Origin of the sequence: Paenibacillus lignilyticus (assembly GCF_017942085.1) — a bacterium.
Taxonomy (GTDB): domain Bacteria; phylum Bacillota; class Bacilli; order Paenibacillales; family Paenibacillaceae; genus Paenibacillus_Z; species Paenibacillus_Z lignilyticus.
Map to the genome: position 1 here is coordinate 1,183,326 of NZ_JAGKSP010000001.1, position 21,048 is coordinate 1,204,373.

Here is a 21,048-nt window from a genome sequence, read left to right on the forward strand (position 1 = left end):
CCCCCATGTTGGTAGCGGTTACAGACTAGCATGGGAGATTTTTGTCTGTCAAGCAGGCATTTCCATTCCGTTTGCGCGCAAAAAAGCCGCGCAGCGTCCAAATTCCTGACGCTCCGCGGCTTCTCTAGTGATAGCTATACCGAAAATAAATCCAAATTAAAGGTCGGATGACCCTCTAATAGTTTAACCAGACCGCCAAACTCAAGCTCTTCAAACTTGCGTGTTGCAGCTTCCACTTGGATCTGCCAAGTACAAGCTGACAGGTCGCAGCGAACCGGCGCGTTCAAGCGAATTGTCGCCAAGTCTCGTGACAGGTGAAGCATGTCGAGATCGGCTTCGATTTTGCTCCGCACCCCTTTTGGCAGCTTATCAAGGTTGAGCAGAACGCCTTCAATCGATTGATATTCAAGTATCAGCTTGAGCGCTGTTTTCTCGCCAATGCCTTTAACGCCGGGGTAATTGTCGCTTGTGTCGCCCATGAAGCCCTTCAGGTCAATAACCTGGCTTGGCGAAAGCTGCTTCTCTTCCAGAAGCAAAGCCAAATCGTAGACTGCGTAGTTCAGTTTGCCCTTCTTCATGATGACTACTTTCACCGTTTCACTTACCAGCTGCAGCATATCGTGGTCACCGGTCAGGACATAAACTTCCGCCTCTCCGCTCAGCTGTGTCGCTAACGTACCGATGCAATCATCCGCTTCAAAGCCGACGACACCGACGTTCTGAATGCCCATTTGCTCTACGACTTCTTTTACCAAATCAAATTGAGGAATAAGTTCTAGCGGCGCCTCGCCCCGATTTCCCTTGTAGTCAGCAAACTGTTCGGTACGGAACGTCTTGCTGCCCATATCCCAACAACAAATAACATGCGTCGGTTTAAACGTATTGATCGCATCAAAGAAATATTGAATAAAGCCATATACCGCATTTGTTGGCAAGCCGGCACTGGTTTTACGAATATAGCCCGTGTAAGACGTGGCATAGAAAGCTCTAAACAAGATCGCCATTCCGTCAACGAGCAGCACTCTCCGGTTGTTCGTTTCTTGCATCCCCATATCTCTCCCCAATTTCATCTACTCGCCTCTGATGAATCTCCCGATTCGCTCAGCGGCCTCAATAAGTCGCTCTTCCTTCTCTACTAAAGCAATGCGGACATAACCTTCCCCTTGTTCGCCGAAGGCATCTCCCGGAATAACAGCAACTCCGGTGCGTTCGAGCATTTCCCGGGAAATGCGACGCGATGTCCAAGACTCTGACAATTGCCACTGCATAGGAGGCAGCTTCGCCCAAATAAACATCGTCGCTTTCGGCGATGCAATCTCCCAACCCTGCTCTCGAAGCGCTTCAATGAATCGGTCACGCCTCGTCTCATAGAGAGCTCCTACAGATGGTTGATCCCCCAGCATATCCTGCTGCAAAGCAACAATGCCCGCTTCTTGAACAGGCAGAAATACGCCATAATCGATATTCGCTTTCAGCTCGCGCAGCGCAGCTATCGCCTTCCGATTCCCTGCCAGAAAGCCGATTCTGCAGCCTGCCATATTGAAACTCTTCGATAGCGAATGAAACTCTACCGCTACTTCACTTGCCTTTGAGACTTGCAAAATACTAGGAGGTCTGTACCCGTCAAAAGCCATCTCCGAATATGCCAAATCATGCACGATCAATACGCCGTGGCGCTTGGCATACGCAACAGCTTGCTCGAAGAATGGAATATCCGCAACCGCCGATACCGGATTGCTCGGATAATTGAGCAGCATAAACTTGGCTCTCTGCCATACTTCTTCGGGGATCGCGTCGAAATCAGGCAGAAACTGATTTTCTGCGAGCAAGGGCATATGGTAAGGTTCCACGCCCGCCACCGCGAGACCCGCCATATAGACCGGATAACCCGGATCGGGAACCAGCGCAATATCGCCCGGATTGCAAAGCGATAAAGCCAAATGTCCCAGTCCATCCTGCGACCCCATTAATGAGAGCAGCTCATGCTCCGGATCAACCTCGATGCCGAAACGATACGCGAGCCAATCGGCGGCCTGACGCAGAAATCTTACGCTCCCCTTGGAGCCCGGATAGCCATAAACATCGTCGCGCAGTACGGCTTCGCTTAATGCTTGCCGAATGGGCAGCGAAGGCGGCAAATCCGGGCTGCCGATGCTAAGGTCAATGACATTCATCCCAAGGCGCATGGCCTCTCGCTTCCACTCTGCTACCTCGGCGAATATAGACGAGCCAAGCTCCGACAATCGATCCGCACGCCATTCTTTCGTAGTTGTCACCTGACGAGTACCTCCTTAGCTTCTGCGCTAGTTGCCCCAAACCCGATCGTATTCCTCATCCTTGAAGCCTACCGTTACCGTGCTGCCATTCGTAACGACCGGCCGCTTTATCAATCTGCCGTTCGAGGCGAGAAGCTCGATTTTCTCCTGCTCCGTCATCCCCGGCAGCTTATCTTTTAAACCCAGCTCCTTATACACCTCGCCCGAAGTATTAAAGAACTTCTTCACTTCCAAACCGCTATTGGCAATAAGCGTTTGGAGCGTCTCTACGGAAGGCGCAGTCTCAAACACGTTATGTGTTTCCAGCTCATAGCCCATTGCTTTGAGCGTCTTAATTGCACTGCGGCAGGTGCCGCATTTCGGATATTCGTAGATTGTCAGTTTCTTCATGGCTTACCTCTATCTCCAGTCCATTTCATAATTTCGTAATTAAAGCTTCCGCAGTTCGGCCTCCAGCTGCCGCAAATCCTCCGGCAATGCCGCCTCGAACGTCATTCGCTCCTTCGTAATCGGATGCGTAAACGACAATATCGCAGCATGCAGCGCTTGCCGCTGCAATAAGGCTTCCAGTGAAGCCGACACCTCAGGAGCCTCAGCATCCTTGCCTTCGCCTGCATAGCCATACAGCTTGTCCCCAAGCAGCGGGCAGCCGAGATGTTTCATATGCACCCGAATTTGATGCGTGCGGCCTGTTTCCAGCTTAATATTCAGCTTCGTTGCCGCAGCGTTGCCGTAGACCGACTCCACCTCGTAATGCGTGATCGAATCATAGCCATCGGGCGTTACGACGCGCAAATGAGGATTGCCCGTATCCCGGTCAATCGGTTCATTTACCGTTCCCGCTGCCTCTGCCGGACTGCCGTACACATAAGTTCGATACCGTTTATCCACTTCGCCTGCCTGAAGCTGATCGGAGAGCTGCTGGTGAATATAAGGGGTCTTCGCAATCGCGACAAGACCTGATGTTTCCTCATCCAACCGATGAATCGGGCGAAACCGCACCCGCTCCCCGAGCTGCTTCCAATGATAGACAACCCCGTTGGCAAGCGTTCCGGTGTAATGCCCCTGAGTGGGATGAACCACAATGCCGGGAGGCTTATTCACGATCAGCAAGTCCCGATCCTCATAGACAATATCGAGCTCCATCGGCTGCGGCAAAATATCATTCGACTCTTCTTGCTCCATTCGAAGCTCTAATAAGTCACCGCTGGCCACACGGTCATTCGTATAGACGCGTTCTCCGTTAATCATGATTCCATGATCGGTCTGTTTCAGGCGCGACAGCAGTTTACGAGAAACGCCAAGACGGCGCTCCAGTACTTTGCGGACGATCTTTCCATTGTCCTCTTCTTCGATAACTATGGTGAGTGGTTCATAATAAACGGAATTAGTCATTGCTCTTTGTGCGAAACACGTCCGCGCTCCTAATATATTCGGTATCCGGTATGCCGAGTTTCACATTCGCGAATCGTGCGGCCGCGAAGAAATAGTCGGACAACCGGTTCATATACGTACTCACCGGCGGGTGCACCGGCACTTCTGCAGCCAAGGTCACGATGCGCCGTTCCGCTCTTCGGCATACCGTTCTGCACACATGAAGCATAGCAGACACCTCACTGCCACCGGGCAAAATAAATCGCTTAATCTCCGGCGAAGCCGCCGTATGCACATCGATCCAGCTCTCCAATCGGAGAGCCGAAGCGTCGGTCAGCTTCAGATCGCGCCCGCTCGGGTCGGCGAAAGCCAGGTCCGAGCCGCAATCAAACAGCTCCTGCTGGATTTCCGTCAGCTCCGCGGCGAGCTCGCTCAAGCCATCACGAACGGCAATCGCAGCCGCCTGACCGACAAAGCTGTTCAGTTCGTCAACCGTGCCATAAGCTTCAACCCGGCTGTCATCCTTGCGAACACGGCCGCCTTTGACCGATGTATCTCCGCTATCTCCGGTACGTGTATATAGTTTCAAGGTGCTCACCACCATCCTTTTCTCATCCATCCAAATTGATGCGAAGTGCCTATAAGCTCAGTCGTGCGCGTGCGGATCATTGTTCCGATCGCTGTTGTCCCCCAGATTTCTTTGATTATATGACTGATCTATCGGTAGAAATCCGGCTGACAAAGGCGAACGCTGACGCTTCTGCACAACGATTCCGCCCGCTCCGCTACCGTGCTCGGCACAAGACTCTTCCGTTCAGCACATTTAGCTCCACTATAGCACATATGCCCGCACAGCAGACATCATTCCGCTGAACTGGCGGGGATTCCCTGTCTGCCGCCATGTTCCTTCTTCCCATAGATAGAAAGAAGAACGAGGCTGAACAGCAAAGCGCAGAATGACAGGCCCGCTATGATCAAATAATAGGTATGACCGGTTACCGACTCATACAGCCATCCGCCTGCGTAAGATGCGACGATGCCGGATACTCCGAAGAACAGCAGCGCCAGTACGGTTTGGCCTGTTGCGCGCCACTCCTCGGGAACGATGCGGTACAGATATTGAATGGCCGCTGTATAGAAAATCGGGAACGTGAAGATCTGCAGCACTTGCAAGTAAGCCAGCAAGTGCGGATCGGTAATCCAAGCCGAGAGGAAGAAACGCACGAAGTAGAATAGGCTGGCGAAGGCGATCAGCGCCAGCTCCCTGCCCTTGCGCATCCACCAGAAGCTTAGCGCAAACACAAGAATTTCGGTCCCTGCCGCAAGGAACCATGCTTGTCCGATCAGCTCCGGGCCGCCGCCCAGCTCACGCAGGTAGACACCAAGGTAAGTATCATTGATCCGCGATGGGACAGCCGCAATGAAGATCAGGATGAGGAACATCAGCGTTTCGCGATGCGTTAGAAATTGACCGAGCTTCTTGAGCTTAACCGGTTTGCCGGCAGCAGGTGCATCCGCTAGCGTGAAGCATACGATGAAGCTGATTACCCCGATGACAGCGAAGAGCGGAGCCATGCCGTCAACACCGAAATACTTCATCACATACCCAACAGCCAGCGACATCACCGCATAACCCAATGCGCCGAACGTCCGGATCGAACCATAGCTGACGCCTCTGGCTTCGGCCGTCTGGAAATTCAAGCTTTCCGTTAGTGGATCCATCGACAGTAGGAAGAAATAGAGCAGCATCGTAAAGACAACAAGCAGAATAAAGCTGCCCGAGGCATAGAGCATGTACCCAACTATAGTGGAACAGAAAATCAGCACCAGCAATACTTTTCGAATGGTTTTGCTCCGATCGCTAATCATCCCCCAGAGCGGAGAAGCGAAGAGCGAAACAAAGCCGCCGGTGCCAATAATAAATCCGATCTTCGTTGCGGTAAGTCCCTGAGCATCCAGATAGACAGGCAGAAACGAAATAAACATCGCCAGCAATGCAAAATACAAAAAATTGAATATTCGTAAGTTGGCAGGTGATTTCATGGTAATTCTAAACTCCTCTTCAAGTTGCAAAAAAGAAAAGAAGTCCTGTTAAGGACCCCTTCTCAGGTGAAGAATCATCGGCACGAGTCTTTACGACTGCTGCGCCCAGCTTCTTCGAAATTGCATATATTCATTTATCTTCTTATCCAGACGGCGGCTTAAGTCGATCACTTTCTCAGAGCCGAATGTCGCTTCTTCGACATAAGACTGTTCCATCTTCATGCGCAGCGCATATATTTCGTCTTCCAATCGGCGTATAGATGATGAGGACAAAAGCTTAAGACCCGTTTTCGCACAAGTCATGGCCATCCCTCCTGTCATCACTCAACAAAACTTAACGACGCTTGTGCAATGCGTTTATAAAGTTTTATTAAATTATAACAAAGTCTGACAAAAATGAGTATACCTATTTTAATTTCCCTTAAGTTTCCTCACGTAATTGCCAATCCGCTCAATCGCTTCCGTAATTTGATTCACGGAAGTCGCATAGGAGCAGCGCAGATGACCTTCTCCGCCAAGTCCGAATACATCACCGGGCACTGCAGCAACTTTCTGATCGTTCAGCAATCCCGTGGCAAATTCCTCTGAGGTTAAGCCAAGTCCGGCAATGGATGGGAATGCATAGAAAGCGCCTTGCGGCTCATGGCATTGCAATCCAATATCACGGAATCCTTGCACGACGAGCCGACGACGTTGGTTGTAAGATTCCACCATACGATTCTTTTCATCCATGCCGTTACGCAGCGCTTCAAGAGCAGCCACCTGAGACATGTTCGATGCGCACATGACCGTGTATTGATGAATCTTCAGCATTGCCGAGATGAGCTCGCTGTGACCGCAAGCATAACCGATCCGCCAGCCCGTCATCGCAAACGACTTCGAGAAGCCGCTCACCAGAATGGTGCGATCCTTCATGCCCGGCATCGAAGGGAAGCTGACATGCTTCGAGCCATACGTAAGCTCTGCATAAATCTCATCGGAAATGACGATAAGATCGTTCTCCTCCACGACTTTAGCAATCGGCAGCCAATCCTCATACGTCATAATACCGCCTGTCGGATTGCTTGGATAACAGAGAATGAGCACTTTCGAACGAGGTGTTATCGCTGCTTTGAGCGATTCAGCTGTCAGCTTGAATTGATCCTTCGCAAAGGTTTCTACCCCGACAGGCACCCCGCCGCTCAGCGCGGTAATCGGAGAGTAGGAAATGTAACAAGGTTCAGGAACCAGGATTTCGTCGCCCGGCGAAATCAAGGCACGCAGTGCCAAGTCGATCGCTTCGCTGCCGCCGACGGTTACGAGAATCTCGTTCGCCGGATTATAAGCCACATCGAATTCCCGGTCCATGTAGATCCCGATCTCTTCACGAAGCTCAGGTGTTCCCGCATTCGAGGTATATTGTGTCTTGCCCATTTCAAGCGCATAGACGCATGCTTCGCGCACATGCCACGGCGTTACAAAATCAGGCTCGCCGACACCAAGTGTAATAATATCTTTACGACCGCTTGCTAAGTCAAAAAACCGACGAATACCGGAAGGTTTGATTCCTCTAACTTGCGGAGACAAGTAATCTGCCATCGACGTGCGGCGCGTCAGCGTGCCGCTTTGCTTCTCTTCATCTTTTATCATAAGCAATCACCCTTTACGGCGAGACGAGAAGACGGTGGTCGTCCTCATGCTCTTCGAATATAATGCCGTCTTGCTTATATTTTTTAAGTATAAAAAAGGTCTTGGTGGAAAGTACGGCATCGATCGGAGACAGCTTATTGGATACGAAGGAAGCAACGTCTTTAAGCGTTTTCCCTTGCACCTCAACGAGCAGATCATAGGCACCCGACATGAGATAAACCGATTTCACTTCCGGATATAAATAAATGCGTTCCGCAATGCCTTCAAACCCGCGGCCGCGCTCTGGCGTAATTTGGACTTCAATAAGTGCGGTTACTTTCTCATCTTCAACCTTGCTCCAATTGACAACGGTCGCATATTTGACGATGACGTGATCCTGCTCCATCTCCGCAATCGCTTGCTTCACCTCCGCCGCTGGCGCGTCCAGCATTGTCGCGATCAGTTCCGCGCTGCGTCTTGCATCTTCTTTCAGCAGTTCAAGTATTTGCATTTTCCGTTCATTCATCGTCAAACCCTCCTGATTCTTCAAATCGTCCCGCAAAGCTTACAAGCCCGCGATGTGAAATAGCTATAAAGACTATATTACAACGAATCCAAGCATCCTGCAAAGCAGAAAAGCGCGGCAGCCCGCCTGCTTTGGACAACGTTTCTGGCCGTCAACCGGAAAATAATGCAAGAGCTGTCGCATTTCGCGGCAGCTCTTGGATTGGACAGCTATTGTGGTGCTTGGTTTACATATAATACGAGTTGGAGTTTACCGGCGTTTGGCTTTGATGGGCGGGCTGAGGCGGATGGTACTGTCCGTAAACCGGAGCGCTGCGGTAACCGCCATACCCCAAATTCAATTGCTGCAGGAACTGCTGCGTCTTCTGCGCGGTTTGTTGATTTTGCTTCAGCTGTTTATCTATCTCTTGGCGCAGCGCGGCTGATGAGGCGCTGTACATATTGTTTTGCTCCATTATTTTATAGAGATGTCCCTGCATCTGCAGCGTACTGTTCATTAGATTGGTGAACAGCTGACGAATTTCTTGACAGCTTGATTCGGTGGCTGCTGTTGCATACTCGCGAACAACACGCTTGAGATCTGCTAAGACCGTGTAGGCCAGGTCTTCGTCTGACAATATCGGCTGGGCTTGTCCTTGTTGTTGAAACATGCTGTTCCTCCTGAAAAGTTAATTCTGTGGCTGGGTCGGCGACAGTGGCTGGTGCTGGCTGAGCGCTTGAAGCAGCATCTGGGTATGCTGCTGGTGAGTTTGAATCATTTGCATACTCGCTTGCTTTAATGCAGGCGTAGTAGCCGAAGCAGCCATGACCGCATTTTGTTTGATGAGCAAATCTTCGTTTGACAACGAATCCACCACATACTCCATTTCTTTGGCAGTTATCGGTTGTAGCATTGTGTCCCTCCTGTATTTCCATTTCATTCATTACTTGATTACCATTCCCGCAATCGGTATTTCTTATGTAGCCGGCCTCTCCGCATGCGGGGAAGAAGCCGGTGACGGTTCTTGTTAAGGAAGATGGACTGTCTTTACGTGATCGAAGTGCAAATATACCGCATTCCCGCCCGCTGTCGATAGTTCGATCATATTTTGGTCGAGGCCTTTGAGGACACCGATCTTGTTCGGATTCTCGCCGAGATCCAGTATAACGAATTCACCTATGAGTTTTCTCAGCTGCTGATCAAAGGTGCGCGCAAGTGTAATAGGTGATGGTTTTAGCGGAAACTGCTCCGGAGTTAAAGTGTACGGTGTCACGTTAGGATTGTAAGGAATTAAATATTTGAGATGATGCAGTGAAATAATGACGGAATGGTAGACCGGTGAATAAAAGACGAAGAAATCATTCATCACGCTCGTGAGATAGCCATGGATGGATTGATTGCCGGTGATATAGAGCTCGGAGAACATCCCTTTGGCATTCATCAGCACTTTGCGATAGGAGATGGGATCATTTTGCGGTTCGAAAGGTAATTCCGGCACGTCTATTTCTTGAGCCTCACTTTTGGCAAGACGGAGCTGCTGCAAATGGATTAAAGGAACATAGAGAAATTGCGTACCGTTATGAAGCACGAGAATATCTTGACCTATATCAATCAATTTGCCGCGAATAGGAATTGTTTTTCCCGAAATATCAAGCTCGACATAACGGTCTAATAAAGGGTGACGATGTTTCATGAAAATCGACCTCCTTTCATCCTATTAATTGCGTTCATGCATATAGACAGAGTAGACTGGCAAGCAGTCCTGCCGGGATGACAACGTAACAGAAGGCGGATTCTTCCACATGTTCGGGAGTATGATCGCTGTAAGCCGTCCACAACCTATCCATACCGAACGCAAACAAGAGGATATTCCGGGGAGTCTTCGCTGCCAAATCTCACGAACTTCGGCCGTACTAAACACCGGCTGCAGACATCCATTCGATCGGCACCCCTAGGCCGGATCCGTAAGAAGAACCCAGCCCGGGCTGCGACGACAACCTTAATGCCAAATCGTTACCAGCTGCCATTCGACAATTGATTCGTGTAACAATGCCATTTCATGCTGCAGGCTTAATCAGTTAGTACATAGATACGTTCTCTGCTGCCGACGTGTCTCGTAGACTTAAACCGTGCGATAGGTCGAGATACGTCTAGGTATTTGTGTGCGGTAATTAAGATACAGCAGCCCCGATAGAGTGTGCATAAAGATAGATAGATGAACAGATGAATGGCATGCGTAAGTCTAGTGCTGCATGTCGATGAGAGGTAAAGCAAGGCTGCTGCCGGGGCTGGCAGACTTCGTTAGCCCCGGCTTGCAATCAGCCTTATTTACCACCATAGTAGCCGGTTTTTTTGTTTCCTTTTTTATTCGTTTTCTTCGTTGCGTTGTTGCGTCCGGAACGATTACCGCCGCTGCCGCCGCTGCCGCCGCTTCCACCGCTACCGCCAGTTCCGCCGCTGCCGCCGCTGCCGCCAGTTCCACCGCTGCCGCCGCTGCTGCCGCTGCTGCCTTTACTGCCATTGCTGCCTTTGCTGCCTCTGCTGCCGCCGCTTGCATATGCGCCTGCAGTTTTAACTGTTTTGATGTGGTAGAGCGGGATTTGAACCAATTCAGGTCCGACTACGAGCAGCAATGCTTCGTTGCCAACGCCTGCTACGAAACCTTCGATGCGCTCAGGGCCACCCCAGTTGATTTGCACGAATTTACGAGTCAAGTTGCGCAGTACGCCTGGAAAGCTATCAGCTTCAACAAATTTCGCATGCGAGAAACGGCTAGTTTGACCAGGAAGATCCGTTACGCTTTTCACGTGGGAAGAGTTAACGTATACGACACCTTCTTTAGTTTTTACAACAAGATAACCTGGTTTTACAGCGAGCATTCTTCCTTCTAACGACTCAGGTCCGCCGCGGTTGATGCGAACCACCATACCTACTTGAGATTCCAAGAAATTGTGACCTCCCGAATGATGACTTTTGTGACTCTTGTGGCTTTTGTGACTTTTGTTGTTGTTGCAGCATGAGTTTGTTCCTGCCCCTTGGTTCGCTAGCGCTCCAAACGGTTTGTAGCTGACTGCATTGTTTCTGACATCCATACCAAAATCCCTCCGTAATTAATAGATTTTGACCTGTACCACGTAGACCACCGGCGCAAATACGTTACGATCACGACTACCAAAATACCGGTTCATCCATCTCGCTTCGACATTCATCCCTCCATTACTTGCCCCGGTGAAATCTATCATGGGAGACAATTTATAATGTATTTATATGTATCCCATATGTGAGCGGTACTAGATTGATATCTATTTTCTATAAGATTAAGCATATGACCCAGTGCGATTACTAGATTCGCTACATAGCTTGTATAGAATCTATTAAAAGGAGATGAATTTACAATTGTCCAACAACAAAAATAAAAGCAACGGCACTCGTGGCTCCCAAGGCACCGGCGGTACGCAAGGATCTCGTGGCTCTAAAGGTTCTCATGGCTCCCAAGGTACCGGCGGTACGCAGGGATCTCGTGGCTCTAAAGGTTCTCATGGCTCCCAAGGTACCGGCGGTACGCAGGGATCTCGTGGCTCTAAAGGTTCTCATGGCTCCCAAGGTACCGGCGGTACGCAAGGATCTCGTGGCTCTAAAGGTTCTCATGGCTCCCAAGGTACCGGCGGTACTCAGGGATCTCGCGGTACTAACGGTTCGCGCGGTACCGGCGGTACTCAAGGCTCCAACGGATCATGCGGTTGGCCCGGCGTTGAGCCAACCCAAGATACAAACGGCTCTTGGGGTTATTCTTACGCGTTGCTGCTTGGCCCGGTAGCAGCCAGCTCGCGTAACTCGAACGGTTCCCAAGGCTCCCGTGGCACTGGCGGTTCCCAAGGTTCCCGCGGTACCGGCGGCTCCCAAGGCTCGCGCGGTTCCCAAGGCTCCCGCGGTACCGGCGGCTCCCAAGGCTCGCGCGGTTCCCAAGGCTCCCGCGGTACCGGCGGCTCCCAAGGCTCCCGCGGTTCCCAAGGTTCCCGCGGTACCGGCGGCTCTCACGGCTCGCGCGGTTCCAACGGCTCCCGCGGCAGATAATCTGTGACCAATAGACATCTACCCGCATAGTGTAAATAAGCTGAAGCCTATCGAATGCGATAGGCTTTATCTTTTGCCTAAGGAGATGGTCTAATGTCCGGGGAAGGACTGCCTACTCGAAAAATAACGATAAACAACGAGGACTTGCAGCGGCTCGAATCCAACGTATGGAGCAATGAGTTTGCTCCCGTCAAGCTGGAGATGAACGGAAAGACGATAGATGCGCAGCTGCGGTTCCGCGGCGGCCATACTCGCAATTATCCGAAGAAATCCTATGAAATCCGTTATGGCGATAATCAAATCCTGCACTGGAATGCAGAGTTCGACGATCCTTCCATGATCCGTAATGCGCTCTCGTTCCATTTCTTCAATATGATCAACGTGCCATCGCCAAGAACCAGACATATGTGGCTGGAATGGAACGGCTACCCGCACGGCGTTTATTTAGAAATCGAATCGGTGGATGATACGTTCTTTCGAAGAAGAAACATCGGCTCGCAAGCCCTCATCTACGCGGTCAACGATAAAGCGAACTTCGGCCTCTACGATTCGGAAACCGGTGAGCTGAAAGAATCGCTCTTCGACGGCTACCGCGTGATGAAAGGCTCCGATGAAACGAAGACGAAGCTGGTAAAGTTCGTGAAACGGATCAACAACCCCGCGAACAGCTCTTTGAAGAGCTATCTGGCGTATCGGCTTGATATCTACTTATATTTGAAGTGGCTGGCCGGTGCCGTGTTAACGGGCAATTATGACGGGTTTGATCAGAACTACGCTCTCTATGAGCATACGAAAACCGGCAAGTACCGCATCATTCCGTGGGATTATGAGGGGACATGGGGCCGCAACTGCTACGGGAGACTGTGCGGCAGCGACTTAGTGGACGTTAGAGGATATAATACGCTGACGAAGAAGGTATTGTCTTACAAATCGCACAGACAAATCTACCGTAAAATTCTAACCAATTTACTCGCCAGCAAATTTACGGTCAAAACCATTGAACCGATTATCGCCGACATGTACGAGAATTTAAGACCCGCCATTCGAGATGATTTCACGCGAAAATGGCCCTTATACGCTTTCGATGATGAGCCGCAATTGTTTATCAGCTATATCGAAGAACGCAGGGCCATTGTGCAGGATGAGCTTAATAATTGGGTGGATTAAGCTGAATGTTCGTTTACGTTATCCGAACGCGATCATTCTGCTGACAGATTGACTTGCATTCGAACGATGCGTCGCCTCGAATGCAACATGCTGCTTCTAGAACAATCCCATACTTAAGTATCGTTCGCCGCTGTCCGGGGCGATGCAAAGTACACGCCCGCCATCTCCGATTCGGCGGGCCTCCGCCATTGCCGTCCAGACGGCAGCTCCCGAGGAAGGACCCAGGAGCAGCCCTTCTTGTCGGGCCAGCAGACGCATCGTCCCGATGGCGTCCTCATCGGACACCTGAACGATTTTATCATAGATGGATGTATTCAGAATGGCCGGCACAAATCCAGGGCTGGTGCCGACAAGCTTATGCGGCCCCGGCTTGCCGCCCGACAGTACGGGCGACCCGAGCGGTTCCACTACGGCTATATAAAGCCCCGGAATCGCAGCTTTCAGCGCCTCCCCGGTTCCCGTAATCGTGCCGCCGGTTCCCGCCGTTGCAACGAAAACGTCGAGACGTCCATCGGTTTGGCGGATGATTTCCTGAGCGGTGGTGGCGCGATGAATCGCCGGATTGGCCGGATTCTCGAACTGATTGGGAATATAGCTTCCCGGCCGTTCTGCCTGCAGCTCGAATGCTCGTTTGATCGCACCCGGCATACGTTCTGCTGCCGGCGTTAGGACAACCTCGGCGCCATAGGCCTTCAGCAGGCCGATGCGTTCCTTCGTCATATTATCCGGCATGACGAGAATCAGCTTATAGCCTCGCGCCGCTGCATTCATAGCGAGCCCGATACCGGTATTTCCGCTGGTCGGCTCGATAATCGTGGCACCGGGCTTTAAAATGCCGTTCGCTTCTCCCGCTTCGATCAGCGCAAAAGCCGCTCGATCCTTCACGCTTCCGCTCGGATTGAACCGCTCCAGCTTCACCAGCACTTCCGCTGCTCCCGGCTCCTTCAGCCTGCGGAGCGCAACGACCGGCGTGCTGCCAATCAGCTCAGTCACATTATTTACAATACGGGGCATACACAGCACTACCTTCCATTGTCAGCCTCGCGAAGAGGCTCGCTCATGATTGGCGTTCACCCTCCTCAGCACAGAACGCATCAGCCACCAGCCCACAACCGGAAAGGCACCTACGATCAGCATTAGTGTTGGAACAATATAAGGGGAACGGTTTATATACGGTAAGATAAGCAAATAAGAGGTTACTCCGATGATCCGGCCAACGGTTAAACCGGCCTCACGAAGAATGACATACTCCTCCCGCTGCCGCGCGCTGTCCTCGTCACTGCCAATGAGGTCAAAAACAGCCGAGGTCATCGGGATAATGTAAAGCGGCATGAACAGCGCTGTACCTAAACCGAAAAGGAGCAGCGTTCGATAACTGATCGGCCAGAAAAGCACGCCAACTACCGCTGTAATGGCTACAGCTCCGATTAGCATCGCCATGCTTCTTCGATTCGGCTTCATCATACGCCCGATCAGCCAGAAGCTCACTAAGGCAACGAGAGAAGTAATCAGCGAGAAGTTGCCGAGTTTCCCTTCATTCTTGGTAGCGATGTAGACAAGCAGGCCAATCAAGAACATGAATACGCCTTCGCGCACTCCTTGCGAAACAATCGAGGGAACCGCATAACGCCAAGGATTACCTCGCTCCTTGAGCACTCGCAGTCCTTGGAACCATTCATATTTCCCACTGGTCTCACGTTTCTTCAGCCAGAAGCTAAGTACAACCGCAACGGCGAAGATAATCGAGGATACGGTGAAAATAATGCTGTAGCCCCGTTCCCCGCTGTTAGTCGTAATCAGCCAGCCCGAAATCCACGGCGCAATGATGCCGGCACCTGAGCCAAGTAAGCCTGCCCAACCATTGAATCGGTCCCGATTGCCAGGCTCCGTAATTTCGAAGTAGACAACATTAAAGGCCAGCCAGAAGCAGCCATTCCCGATGCCGATTAACACGCCCAGCGGGACGACATACGATATTGCAGACTTCCCCAGCATTAATACGACAAAATAGAAAACCCCGGACAGCGCGACGCCGAGCCGGAGGCTGTTCATTTTGTTATGCTCCTTCACCCATTTGCCGGCCAGCCAGAACGTCAGTCCGCTTACAATAAACTGCGTAAAATTAAACCAGCCGATCAAAGCAAAGGATTGACTTGCTTTCCATAGATAAACCGGCAGAAACGTACCGGATAACGCATTCGCTGTGCCAAGCAGCGCCTGAACGGCGAGCAGTAAAATCGCTTGGCTGTCCAATGCGCTGCTGCTATAATCACGGTTGCTGCCACCGCCCGACACAGTCCTCAGCTTCTCCCGGGATTTTCCCGCGAACCAGCGTGATTGCACGGTATGTTTGCCTTGCTCCAACAGAATCCCTCCCGCCTGCTGCATGAAGCTGCAGCTTTCTAGGCGTAAGTTGCCCCCATTAGAGACCTAACATGCCGAAAAAGGCTGAATTACAAGAAGTTTCCATTAGTTGCTGCCATGTCGTTCTAGTCTTCCAGATCGACGGCTTTGGTCAGCAGTTGAACCAAACGCTCTTGATCTTGTACCGAAAGCCGATTCTGCGTATGGAAGCAAGACGGGCATACATAGAGCTGCAGCTGGAACGGTGTCGAAACGATCGTTTCTCCCAGCGCCGCAGGCGTTCTTGGCTTAAATTGCTCTTGCGTAATAATCTGAGTGCCGGCCTCAAGCATGAACTCCCGGCAGGACGGACATTCCGGCGCTTCCAGCTGTTCATCCAGAATACGCGCCATCGTTTCTTCCAGCGCAAGCTGGTCGCGGTTATACGGCCTTAGATCAGACAGGTCACGGGTTTCATCTTCATCCCAGGTGTCATCTTCCAAATCCGATTCCCCTTCGATCTCATCGTCCAGTTCGTCGTCCGGCTCTGCCCCGCCAAGCGTCAGCGTCCGGTAACCTGACAATTCATTATCGCAGTGTGGACAATTACGCTCCGGGCCGATCTCTTCGTCCCATACAATTTCAGTGTGGCACCATGGACATATTGGCTGCTCATCATGTTTATCGTTCATGCCGATTCCTTCTTTCTATTTCACGATTATTGGAGTAGATAAAAGACGCCAAAAATAACAAATAACGCCGCTAATGCAAATAAAGTTCCCCATAAATATTTCATCGGTCGAGCCTCCGAGTGCTTTATCGTTTTCGATCCAGATAATCCTGCTCCTTGTTAAGCAACCGTGGCACCAATAACGTAAGAAAGCGAGACCGAAATAATCATGGCAATGAAACCAACCGCCCGATTGTCCTTCTCGATTTCTTCATCAATACGAAAAACAGGAGTCAGAAATTCAAATAATAAATAAGCGGCAATCAGCAGAGCGAACCCATACGTCGCCCACACCAAGCTATGATATACGCCTTCATTGGCTTCAATGGAGAAGCGGAACAGGTTGCATATCCCGAAGATTTTGCCCCCTGTCGCCATCGCCACTGCAAGATTGCCGCGTTTAATTTCTTGCCAGCATTTATAGCGAGTAACAAATTCAAAGAAATAGAGGAAAACAAGCAGAGCCAGCACCGTCACCGAAACATAAGCAAGCGAGGCTGCAAAATGATTGCTGAGCAATTCGTCGATTTCTTGTTCCATCTCGAAGTCCCACCCGCTTTACTTAAGTTCCGCTACCGTCACGCCAGAGCCGCCTTCACCGTATTTACCAAGGCGATAGCTCTTCACATGCTTATGTCTGCGAAGGAAGTCGCTGATTCCCGAACGCAAGATACCCGTTCCGTTACCATGAATAATGTACACCTGTCCGAATCCGGCCAAAAACGATTCATCGAGGAAGCGGTCAACCTCGAGCATGGCTTCTTCCAAATTCGCACCGCGCAAATCAAGCTCGGAGCGAACATTCTCATCGCGCGTCCGCTTGAGACTCGCGGCAATCTTAGGCTGCTGCGTCTTGCCGGATTCCGCCCGCTTCATAAGCTCCAAGTCGCTTAACGCTACTTTCATCTTAAGGATGCCGAGCTGCACAAGCGCTTCGTTGCCGTTAACTTCCACGACGTGACCGCGCTGGCCCAGACTGTAGACCGTAACCTCATCGCCGCTTTCAATCCGCTGCGGCTTGTTCACTTTGGTCTGTTGGCCTTTCGCCGACTTGCTCTTCTCAGGTGTTGCTTCATCAAGCTTACGGCGAGCTTCGGTCAGTTTATGATCCTTAACCGCAGCGCCTTCCTCCTGCGCTAATTTGCGCAGATCGGCAATGATTTGCTCTGCTTCGCGTTTCGCCTTCAACATCACTTCACGCGCTTCGTCTTGCGCCTTCGCCAGCAGCTTCTCGCGCTGCTCGTCGAACTTCTGACGTTCACTCTCGTGGCGAGCGCGTTCCATCTCTAGCTCTTTGCGAAGGGCCTCGGCCGTATTACGCTCTGCTTCGGCGCCGATACGATTCTCTTCTAATGAAGCAATCATCGTTTCAACACGTATATCTTCTTCGCTGACCTCGCCGCGCGCATGATCGATGATGCCGCGCTGCAGGCCAAGACGCTCGGCAATTGCAAAAGCATTGCTTCGTCCCGGAACCCCGATCAGCAAGCGATAAGTCGGGCTGAGCGTCGCAATATCGAATTCCATGCTTGCATTGATGACGCCTTTGCGATTATAAGCATAGGCTTTCAATTCGCTGTAGTGCGTCGTTGCCACGATACGGCAGCCGAGCTTATGCATGTGCTCCAGGATAGCGATAGCCAGCGCCGAGCCTTCCGCGGGATCGGTACCTGCGCCAAGCTCGTCGAGCAGGACAAGACTTTTCGGCGTCATGTTTTTTAGAATGCGGATGATATTCGTGAGATGACTGGAGAACGTACTCAGATTTTGCTCGATGCTTTGTTCATCCCCGATATCCGCGTACAGCGCGTCAAACACGCATAGCTGACTGCCGTCTTCAGCCGGCACAAACAAGCCGGACATCGCCATCAGGCTGAGCAGGCCGATTGTTTTCAACGACACCGTCTTACCGCCTGTATTCGGACCGGTTACGATGATCGTCGTGTAATCATTGCCAAGTTCTACATCGATCGGAACGACATGCTCGCGATCAATCAGCGGGTGGCGGCCGCGGCGCAGCTTGAAGTAGCCCCGATCATTCATCCGAGGCAGCGTAGCCCCCATCAAGTGGGCAAGTCGTGCTTTGGCAAAAGCAAAATCAAGGAGACCTAACAGGTCCAAATCAAGCAGCAAATCGTCGGCGTATTCAGCCGTCAACGCCGTTAATTTCTGAAGGATTTTCTCAATTTCGCGCTCTTCGGCCAAACGCAGCTCACGCAGCTTGTTGTTAAGCACAACGATCGCTTCCGGCTCAATAAACAACGTTGCCCCGGAACCGGATTGATCGTGAATAATGCCGCCGAAGCTGCCGCGGTATTCTTGTTTGACGGGAATAACGTAACGGTCATTACGGATTGTAATGATCGATTCCTGCAGCATCTTCTGTACAGATGACGAGCGAATCATGCTTTCAAGCTTCTCCCTCACGCGTCCTTCACCGCTGCGAAGCTCTCTGCGAATGGATGCCAGCTCCGGACTCGCGCTGTCCATCACTTCAGCTTGATCGTCAATGCACTGCAAGATGGCATCTTCCAGTGCTTTATGTTCCGTTAGCTGTTCAGCCGTAGCGGCAAGCAGCGGGATCGGATGATCATCATGCAAAGCTTGAATATGCCGCTTCAGACGGCGCGAGCCTCTTACCGTCTCCGCGATTTCGAGCAGCTCCGCCGGATTCAGCGTACCGCCGATCCGTGAGCGAAGAAGCGAAGGTTTGATGTCGGCAATGCCTCCGAAAGGAGCGCTTCCTTTGAGACGATCCGCTTTGTAAGCTTCATCCGTCACTTGCAGCGCATGCTTCACATCTTCTAAGTCGGAGCTCGGATGAAGCGCCTCCACGACTGATTTTCCAAGCGCGGTTGCGGCATGCTGTCCTAATTTATATACAATTTTGGCATAATCCAGTGTTTGTAATATTTTGTTGTCCAAGCGAGAACACCCCTCTCGTTTCCTATTATAGCCGAACAACGCGGTGTATGCCACGATCCTGCGCTTCCATGAATGGCAGAAGCAAAAAAGGAAACAATACTTGTACACGAGAAGGTAAGCTTCTCCGAACACTGGCCAATGCTTTTGATCCATGCGCCAAAATCGCGCTCAAGTGTGGTCAGGAGGCTTTTGTCAAAAAACTTTGTAGGAGGTTTTTCACTATGCATTTCCTGGGTCACGTGGTCAGATTCATTGTATCAGCGATCGTGTTAATGATTGTCGGCTATATTGTACCTCAATTTAGCGTCGGCGGTTTCTGGAGCGCGCTCTTCCTGGCGCTTGTCATCGCGGCATTAGGTTGGATCATCGAAGGTATCTTCGGCAAACGCGTCTCGCCGTTTGGTCGAGGCATTGTCGGCTTCTTGTGCAGCGCCTTGGTCATCTGGGTGGCGCAGTTCATTGTTGGCGGCGTTTCCGTCACGTGGCTGGGAGCTATTCTGGCCGCGCTCGTGATTGGGATCATCGACTTGTTTATTCCTGTCAGCACGCCGTATGAAGCTGGACGAGATCACTAAGCAGCAGCAGAAAAGCATTCAACAGATCGTCACAGTAATTTTATTCCGGTAACGGTATACTAGAGGAGTTCATAACTATCCGATTCATGAAGGAGCGTTCTCTAGTGAAAAAATTACTGCTCATGTCCTTTGTGCTTGTTGCAGCCGTACTTGTCTTAGCCGCATGCGGTTCGAAAAGTTCCGACACTAACAATGCAGGTTCCGGCGTGGAAGAAACCGGCACAGCTGCTTCTGCAAGCATCGTAATCAAAGCATCGCGGTTCGAGTTCGATCAGCCGGTTTACAAGATCAAGAAAGGTGAACCGACTGAAATTACGCTGGAATCCGAAGACGGCGTTCATAACATGGAAGCACCTGACCTGAACCTTACGGTTAACAGCGGCAAACCGAAAGTCGTCACGCTTAATGATGCAGGGGAATACGAATTCCATTGCGATATTATGTGCGGCACGGGCCATTCCAAAATGATTGCCAAAATTGTCGTCGAGTAGACCAGCGTGCTCAGCTTTTCGCATGAATAGCAATAACCCGTTCAGCATGTTCTGGACGGGTTATTTTATATTCCGATATTTAATACAGTCCATCAGGAATCCTGATGAAGGTCGTTTTTGGAGCGACTCAACGACATATATCCATTTCACTGGCAGCATCGTATAAGAAAGACTTATAGCTCCGCTATTCCACCGACTTATGTTGTTTGCTACGATGTTTGCAACGATAACGAAGAGGGTGGACTACATGAGTACAGTGGATGGACGAGTAGTAATGATAACAGGTGCGGGCACAGGTCTTGGCCGAGCGACAGCGATCGATTTTGCGCGTGATGGCGCTCAAGTCGTACTCCTGGGTCGGCGCCAAGGGAAGCTGGATGAAACAGCGGCTCTCATCGAGGAAGTCCGTCCGGGCAGCAATGCTCTGGTTATCGCCTGCGATATTGCAAGCGACGAGGCTGTACAGGCTGCTGTCACTCAAGCGATAGCCGCATACGGTCGCGTAGATATCCTCATTAATAATGCTGCCGCATTTGAGCCCGGACGTGTCATTGAACTTACTTCCGAGGAATGGGCCACTCAAATCAGCATAAACCTAACAGGACCTTTTCTCATGACCAATGCCGTGCTGCCTTCCATGCGAGAAGCACGATATGGTCGTATCATTAATATCACTTCTGGATTGGCGTCTAACGGAGCCGGCGGATATGCCGCTTACAGCGCGTCCAAGGCAGGCTTGGAGTCGCTCACACGGACAACGGCGGACGAGGAGCATGAATACGGCATTCTCGTGAATGCTTTTAATCCCGGGACGATCCGTTCCGAGATGCATGCTACCGGCAAGGATCCTCATCAAGTGACCGGTGATTTGCTTCGTTTGGCGGCGTTGCCATCCGATGGGACGACAGGGGCCATTGTTGCTTATTAAATGAAAAGA

Annotated in this window: 23 protein-coding genes; 5 read left to right on the forward strand and 18 right to left on the reverse strand. The window is 51.1% G+C overall.

The annotated features are described in order from the left end of the window. Window positions 1-134: 134 nt before the first annotated feature. The 13 genes from I8J30_RS05000 to I8J30_RS05060 form a co-directional block, all read right to left on the reverse strand. Entirely contained in the window at window positions 135-1,070 is a 936-nt protein-coding gene (locus I8J30_RS05000) for a 5'-3' exonuclease (RefSeq protein WP_240547781.1), read from the reverse strand. After that, complete coding sequence (locus I8J30_RS05005; RefSeq protein WP_338044803.1) at window positions 1,071-2,276, reverse strand: aminotransferase class I/II-fold pyridoxal phosphate-dependent enzyme; 1,206 nt, start codon at window positions 2,274-2,276, stop codon at window positions 1,071-1,073. It abuts the gene before it with no gap. Between the two features lie 27 nt (window positions 2,277-2,303). Beyond that, window positions 2,304-2,666 carry an arsenate reductase family protein gene (locus tag I8J30_RS05010; RefSeq protein ID WP_210655911.1) on the reverse strand — a complete coding sequence of 121 codons (363 nt, stop codon included), beginning with the start codon at window positions 2,664-2,666 and terminating at the stop codon, window positions 2,304-2,306. A 39-nt stretch (window positions 2,667-2,705) separates the two neighbouring features. Beyond that, window positions 2,706-3,671: an RluA family pseudouridine synthase gene (locus tag I8J30_RS05015; protein ID WP_210655913.1), complete on the reverse strand. Its 966-nt coding sequence runs from the start codon at window positions 3,669-3,671 to the stop codon at window positions 2,706-2,708. Beyond that, on the reverse strand, window positions 3,664-4,239 hold the full coding sequence (locus I8J30_RS05020) for a cob(I)yrinic acid a,c-diamide adenosyltransferase (RefSeq protein ID WP_210655915.1): 576 nt from the start codon (window positions 4,237-4,239) through the stop codon (window positions 3,664-3,666). Before I8J30_RS05020 ends, I8J30_RS05015 begins: the two co-directional genes overlap by 8 nt. A gap of 272 nt (window positions 4,240-4,511) precedes the next feature. Next, on the reverse strand, window positions 4,512-5,693 hold the full coding sequence (locus I8J30_RS05025) for an MFS transporter (RefSeq protein WP_210655918.1): 1,182 nt from the start codon (window positions 5,691-5,693) through the stop codon (window positions 4,512-4,514). A gap of 90 nt (window positions 5,694-5,783) precedes the next feature. Further along, window positions 5,784-5,996: an aspartyl-phosphate phosphatase Spo0E family protein gene (locus tag I8J30_RS05030; RefSeq protein WP_240547782.1), complete on the reverse strand. Its 213-nt coding sequence runs from the start codon at window positions 5,994-5,996 to the stop codon at window positions 5,784-5,786. Between the two features lie 108 nt (window positions 5,997-6,104). Continuing rightward, window positions 6,105-7,322 (reverse strand): aminotransferase class I/II-fold pyridoxal phosphate-dependent enzyme, encoded by a 1,218-nt coding sequence (locus I8J30_RS05035; protein WP_091213055.1) that lies wholly within the window; start codon window positions 7,320-7,322, stop codon window positions 6,105-6,107. 13 nt (window positions 7,323-7,335) lie between these two features. Beyond that, window positions 7,336-7,827, reverse strand: a complete 492-nt coding sequence (locus I8J30_RS05040) for an Lrp/AsnC family transcriptional regulator (RefSeq protein WP_090977785.1) — start codon at window positions 7,825-7,827, stop codon at window positions 7,336-7,338. A 226-nt stretch (window positions 7,828-8,053) separates the two neighbouring features. Then, complete coding sequence (locus I8J30_RS05045; protein WP_210655920.1) at window positions 8,054-8,476, reverse strand: spore coat protein; 423 nt, start codon at window positions 8,474-8,476, stop codon at window positions 8,054-8,056. Window positions 8,477-8,494: 18 nt separating this feature from the next. Then, entirely contained in the window at window positions 8,495-8,719 is a 225-nt protein-coding gene (locus I8J30_RS05050; protein WP_210655922.1) for a hypothetical protein, read from the reverse strand. A gap of 114 nt (window positions 8,720-8,833) precedes the next feature. After that, on the reverse strand, window positions 8,834-9,499 hold the full coding sequence (locus tag I8J30_RS05055) for a DUF2642 domain-containing protein (protein WP_090977246.1): 666 nt from the start codon (window positions 9,497-9,499) through the stop codon (window positions 8,834-8,836). A 631-nt stretch (window positions 9,500-10,130) separates the two neighbouring features. Next, window positions 10,131-10,751 (reverse strand): hypothetical protein, encoded by a 621-nt coding sequence (locus tag I8J30_RS05060; RefSeq protein WP_210655924.1) that lies wholly within the window; start codon window positions 10,749-10,751, stop codon window positions 10,131-10,133. A gap of 451 nt (window positions 10,752-11,202) precedes the next feature. On the opposite strand from I8J30_RS05060, the gene I8J30_RS05065 reads away from it, so the two are divergent. Further along, window positions 11,203-11,880 carry a hypothetical protein gene (locus I8J30_RS05065; RefSeq protein ID WP_210655926.1) on the forward strand — a complete coding sequence of 226 codons (678 nt, stop codon included), beginning with the start codon at window positions 11,203-11,205 and terminating at the stop codon, window positions 11,878-11,880. Window positions 11,881-11,973: 93 nt separating this feature from the next. Further along, window positions 11,974-13,047, forward strand: coding sequence for a CotH kinase family protein (locus I8J30_RS05070; protein WP_210655928.1), 1,074 nt, complete (start codon window positions 11,974-11,976; stop codon window positions 13,045-13,047). Between the two features lie 96 nt (window positions 13,048-13,143). Here the strand turns inward: I8J30_RS05070 and cysK are convergent, their stop codons facing one another. The 5 genes from cysK to I8J30_RS05095 form a co-directional block, all read right to left on the reverse strand. Beyond that, entirely contained in the window at window positions 13,144-14,061 is a 918-nt protein-coding gene (gene cysK / locus I8J30_RS05075) for a cysteine synthase A (RefSeq protein WP_210655930.1), read from the reverse strand. Between the two features lie 21 nt (window positions 14,062-14,082). Continuing rightward, entirely contained in the window at window positions 14,083-15,411 is a 1,329-nt protein-coding gene (locus I8J30_RS05080; protein WP_240547783.1) for an MFS transporter, read from the reverse strand. A 125-nt stretch (window positions 15,412-15,536) separates the two neighbouring features. Beyond that, complete coding sequence (locus I8J30_RS05085) at window positions 15,537-16,082, reverse strand: hypothetical protein (RefSeq protein ID WP_210655934.1); 546 nt, start codon at window positions 16,080-16,082, stop codon at window positions 15,537-15,539. Window positions 16,083-16,240: 158 nt separating this feature from the next. Next, window positions 16,241-16,660: a DUF350 domain-containing protein gene (locus I8J30_RS05090; protein ID WP_210655936.1), complete on the reverse strand. Its 420-nt coding sequence runs from the start codon at window positions 16,658-16,660 to the stop codon at window positions 16,241-16,243. Between the two features lie 18 nt (window positions 16,661-16,678). Next, window positions 16,679-19,045 (reverse strand): endonuclease MutS2, encoded by a 2,367-nt coding sequence (locus I8J30_RS05095; protein ID WP_210655939.1) that lies wholly within the window; start codon window positions 19,043-19,045, stop codon window positions 16,679-16,681. A 221-nt stretch (window positions 19,046-19,266) separates the two neighbouring features. On the opposite strand from I8J30_RS05095, the gene I8J30_RS05100 reads away from it, so the two are divergent. The 3 genes from I8J30_RS05100 (at window position 19,267) to I8J30_RS05110 (ending at window position 21,039) form a co-directional block, all read left to right on the forward strand. Beyond that, entirely contained in the window at window positions 19,267-19,620 is a 354-nt protein-coding gene (locus I8J30_RS05100; protein WP_091213023.1) for a phage holin family protein, read from the forward strand. Window positions 19,621-19,724: 104 nt separating this feature from the next. After that, window positions 19,725-20,111: a cupredoxin domain-containing protein gene (locus I8J30_RS05105; protein ID WP_210655941.1), complete on the forward strand. Its 387-nt coding sequence runs from the start codon at window positions 19,725-19,727 to the stop codon at window positions 20,109-20,111. 247 nt (window positions 20,112-20,358) lie between these two features. Then, window positions 20,359-21,039: an SDR family NAD(P)-dependent oxidoreductase gene (locus tag I8J30_RS05110; protein ID WP_210655943.1), complete on the forward strand. Its 681-nt coding sequence runs from the start codon at window positions 20,359-20,361 to the stop codon at window positions 21,037-21,039. Window positions 21,040-21,048 lie beyond the last annotated feature (9 nt).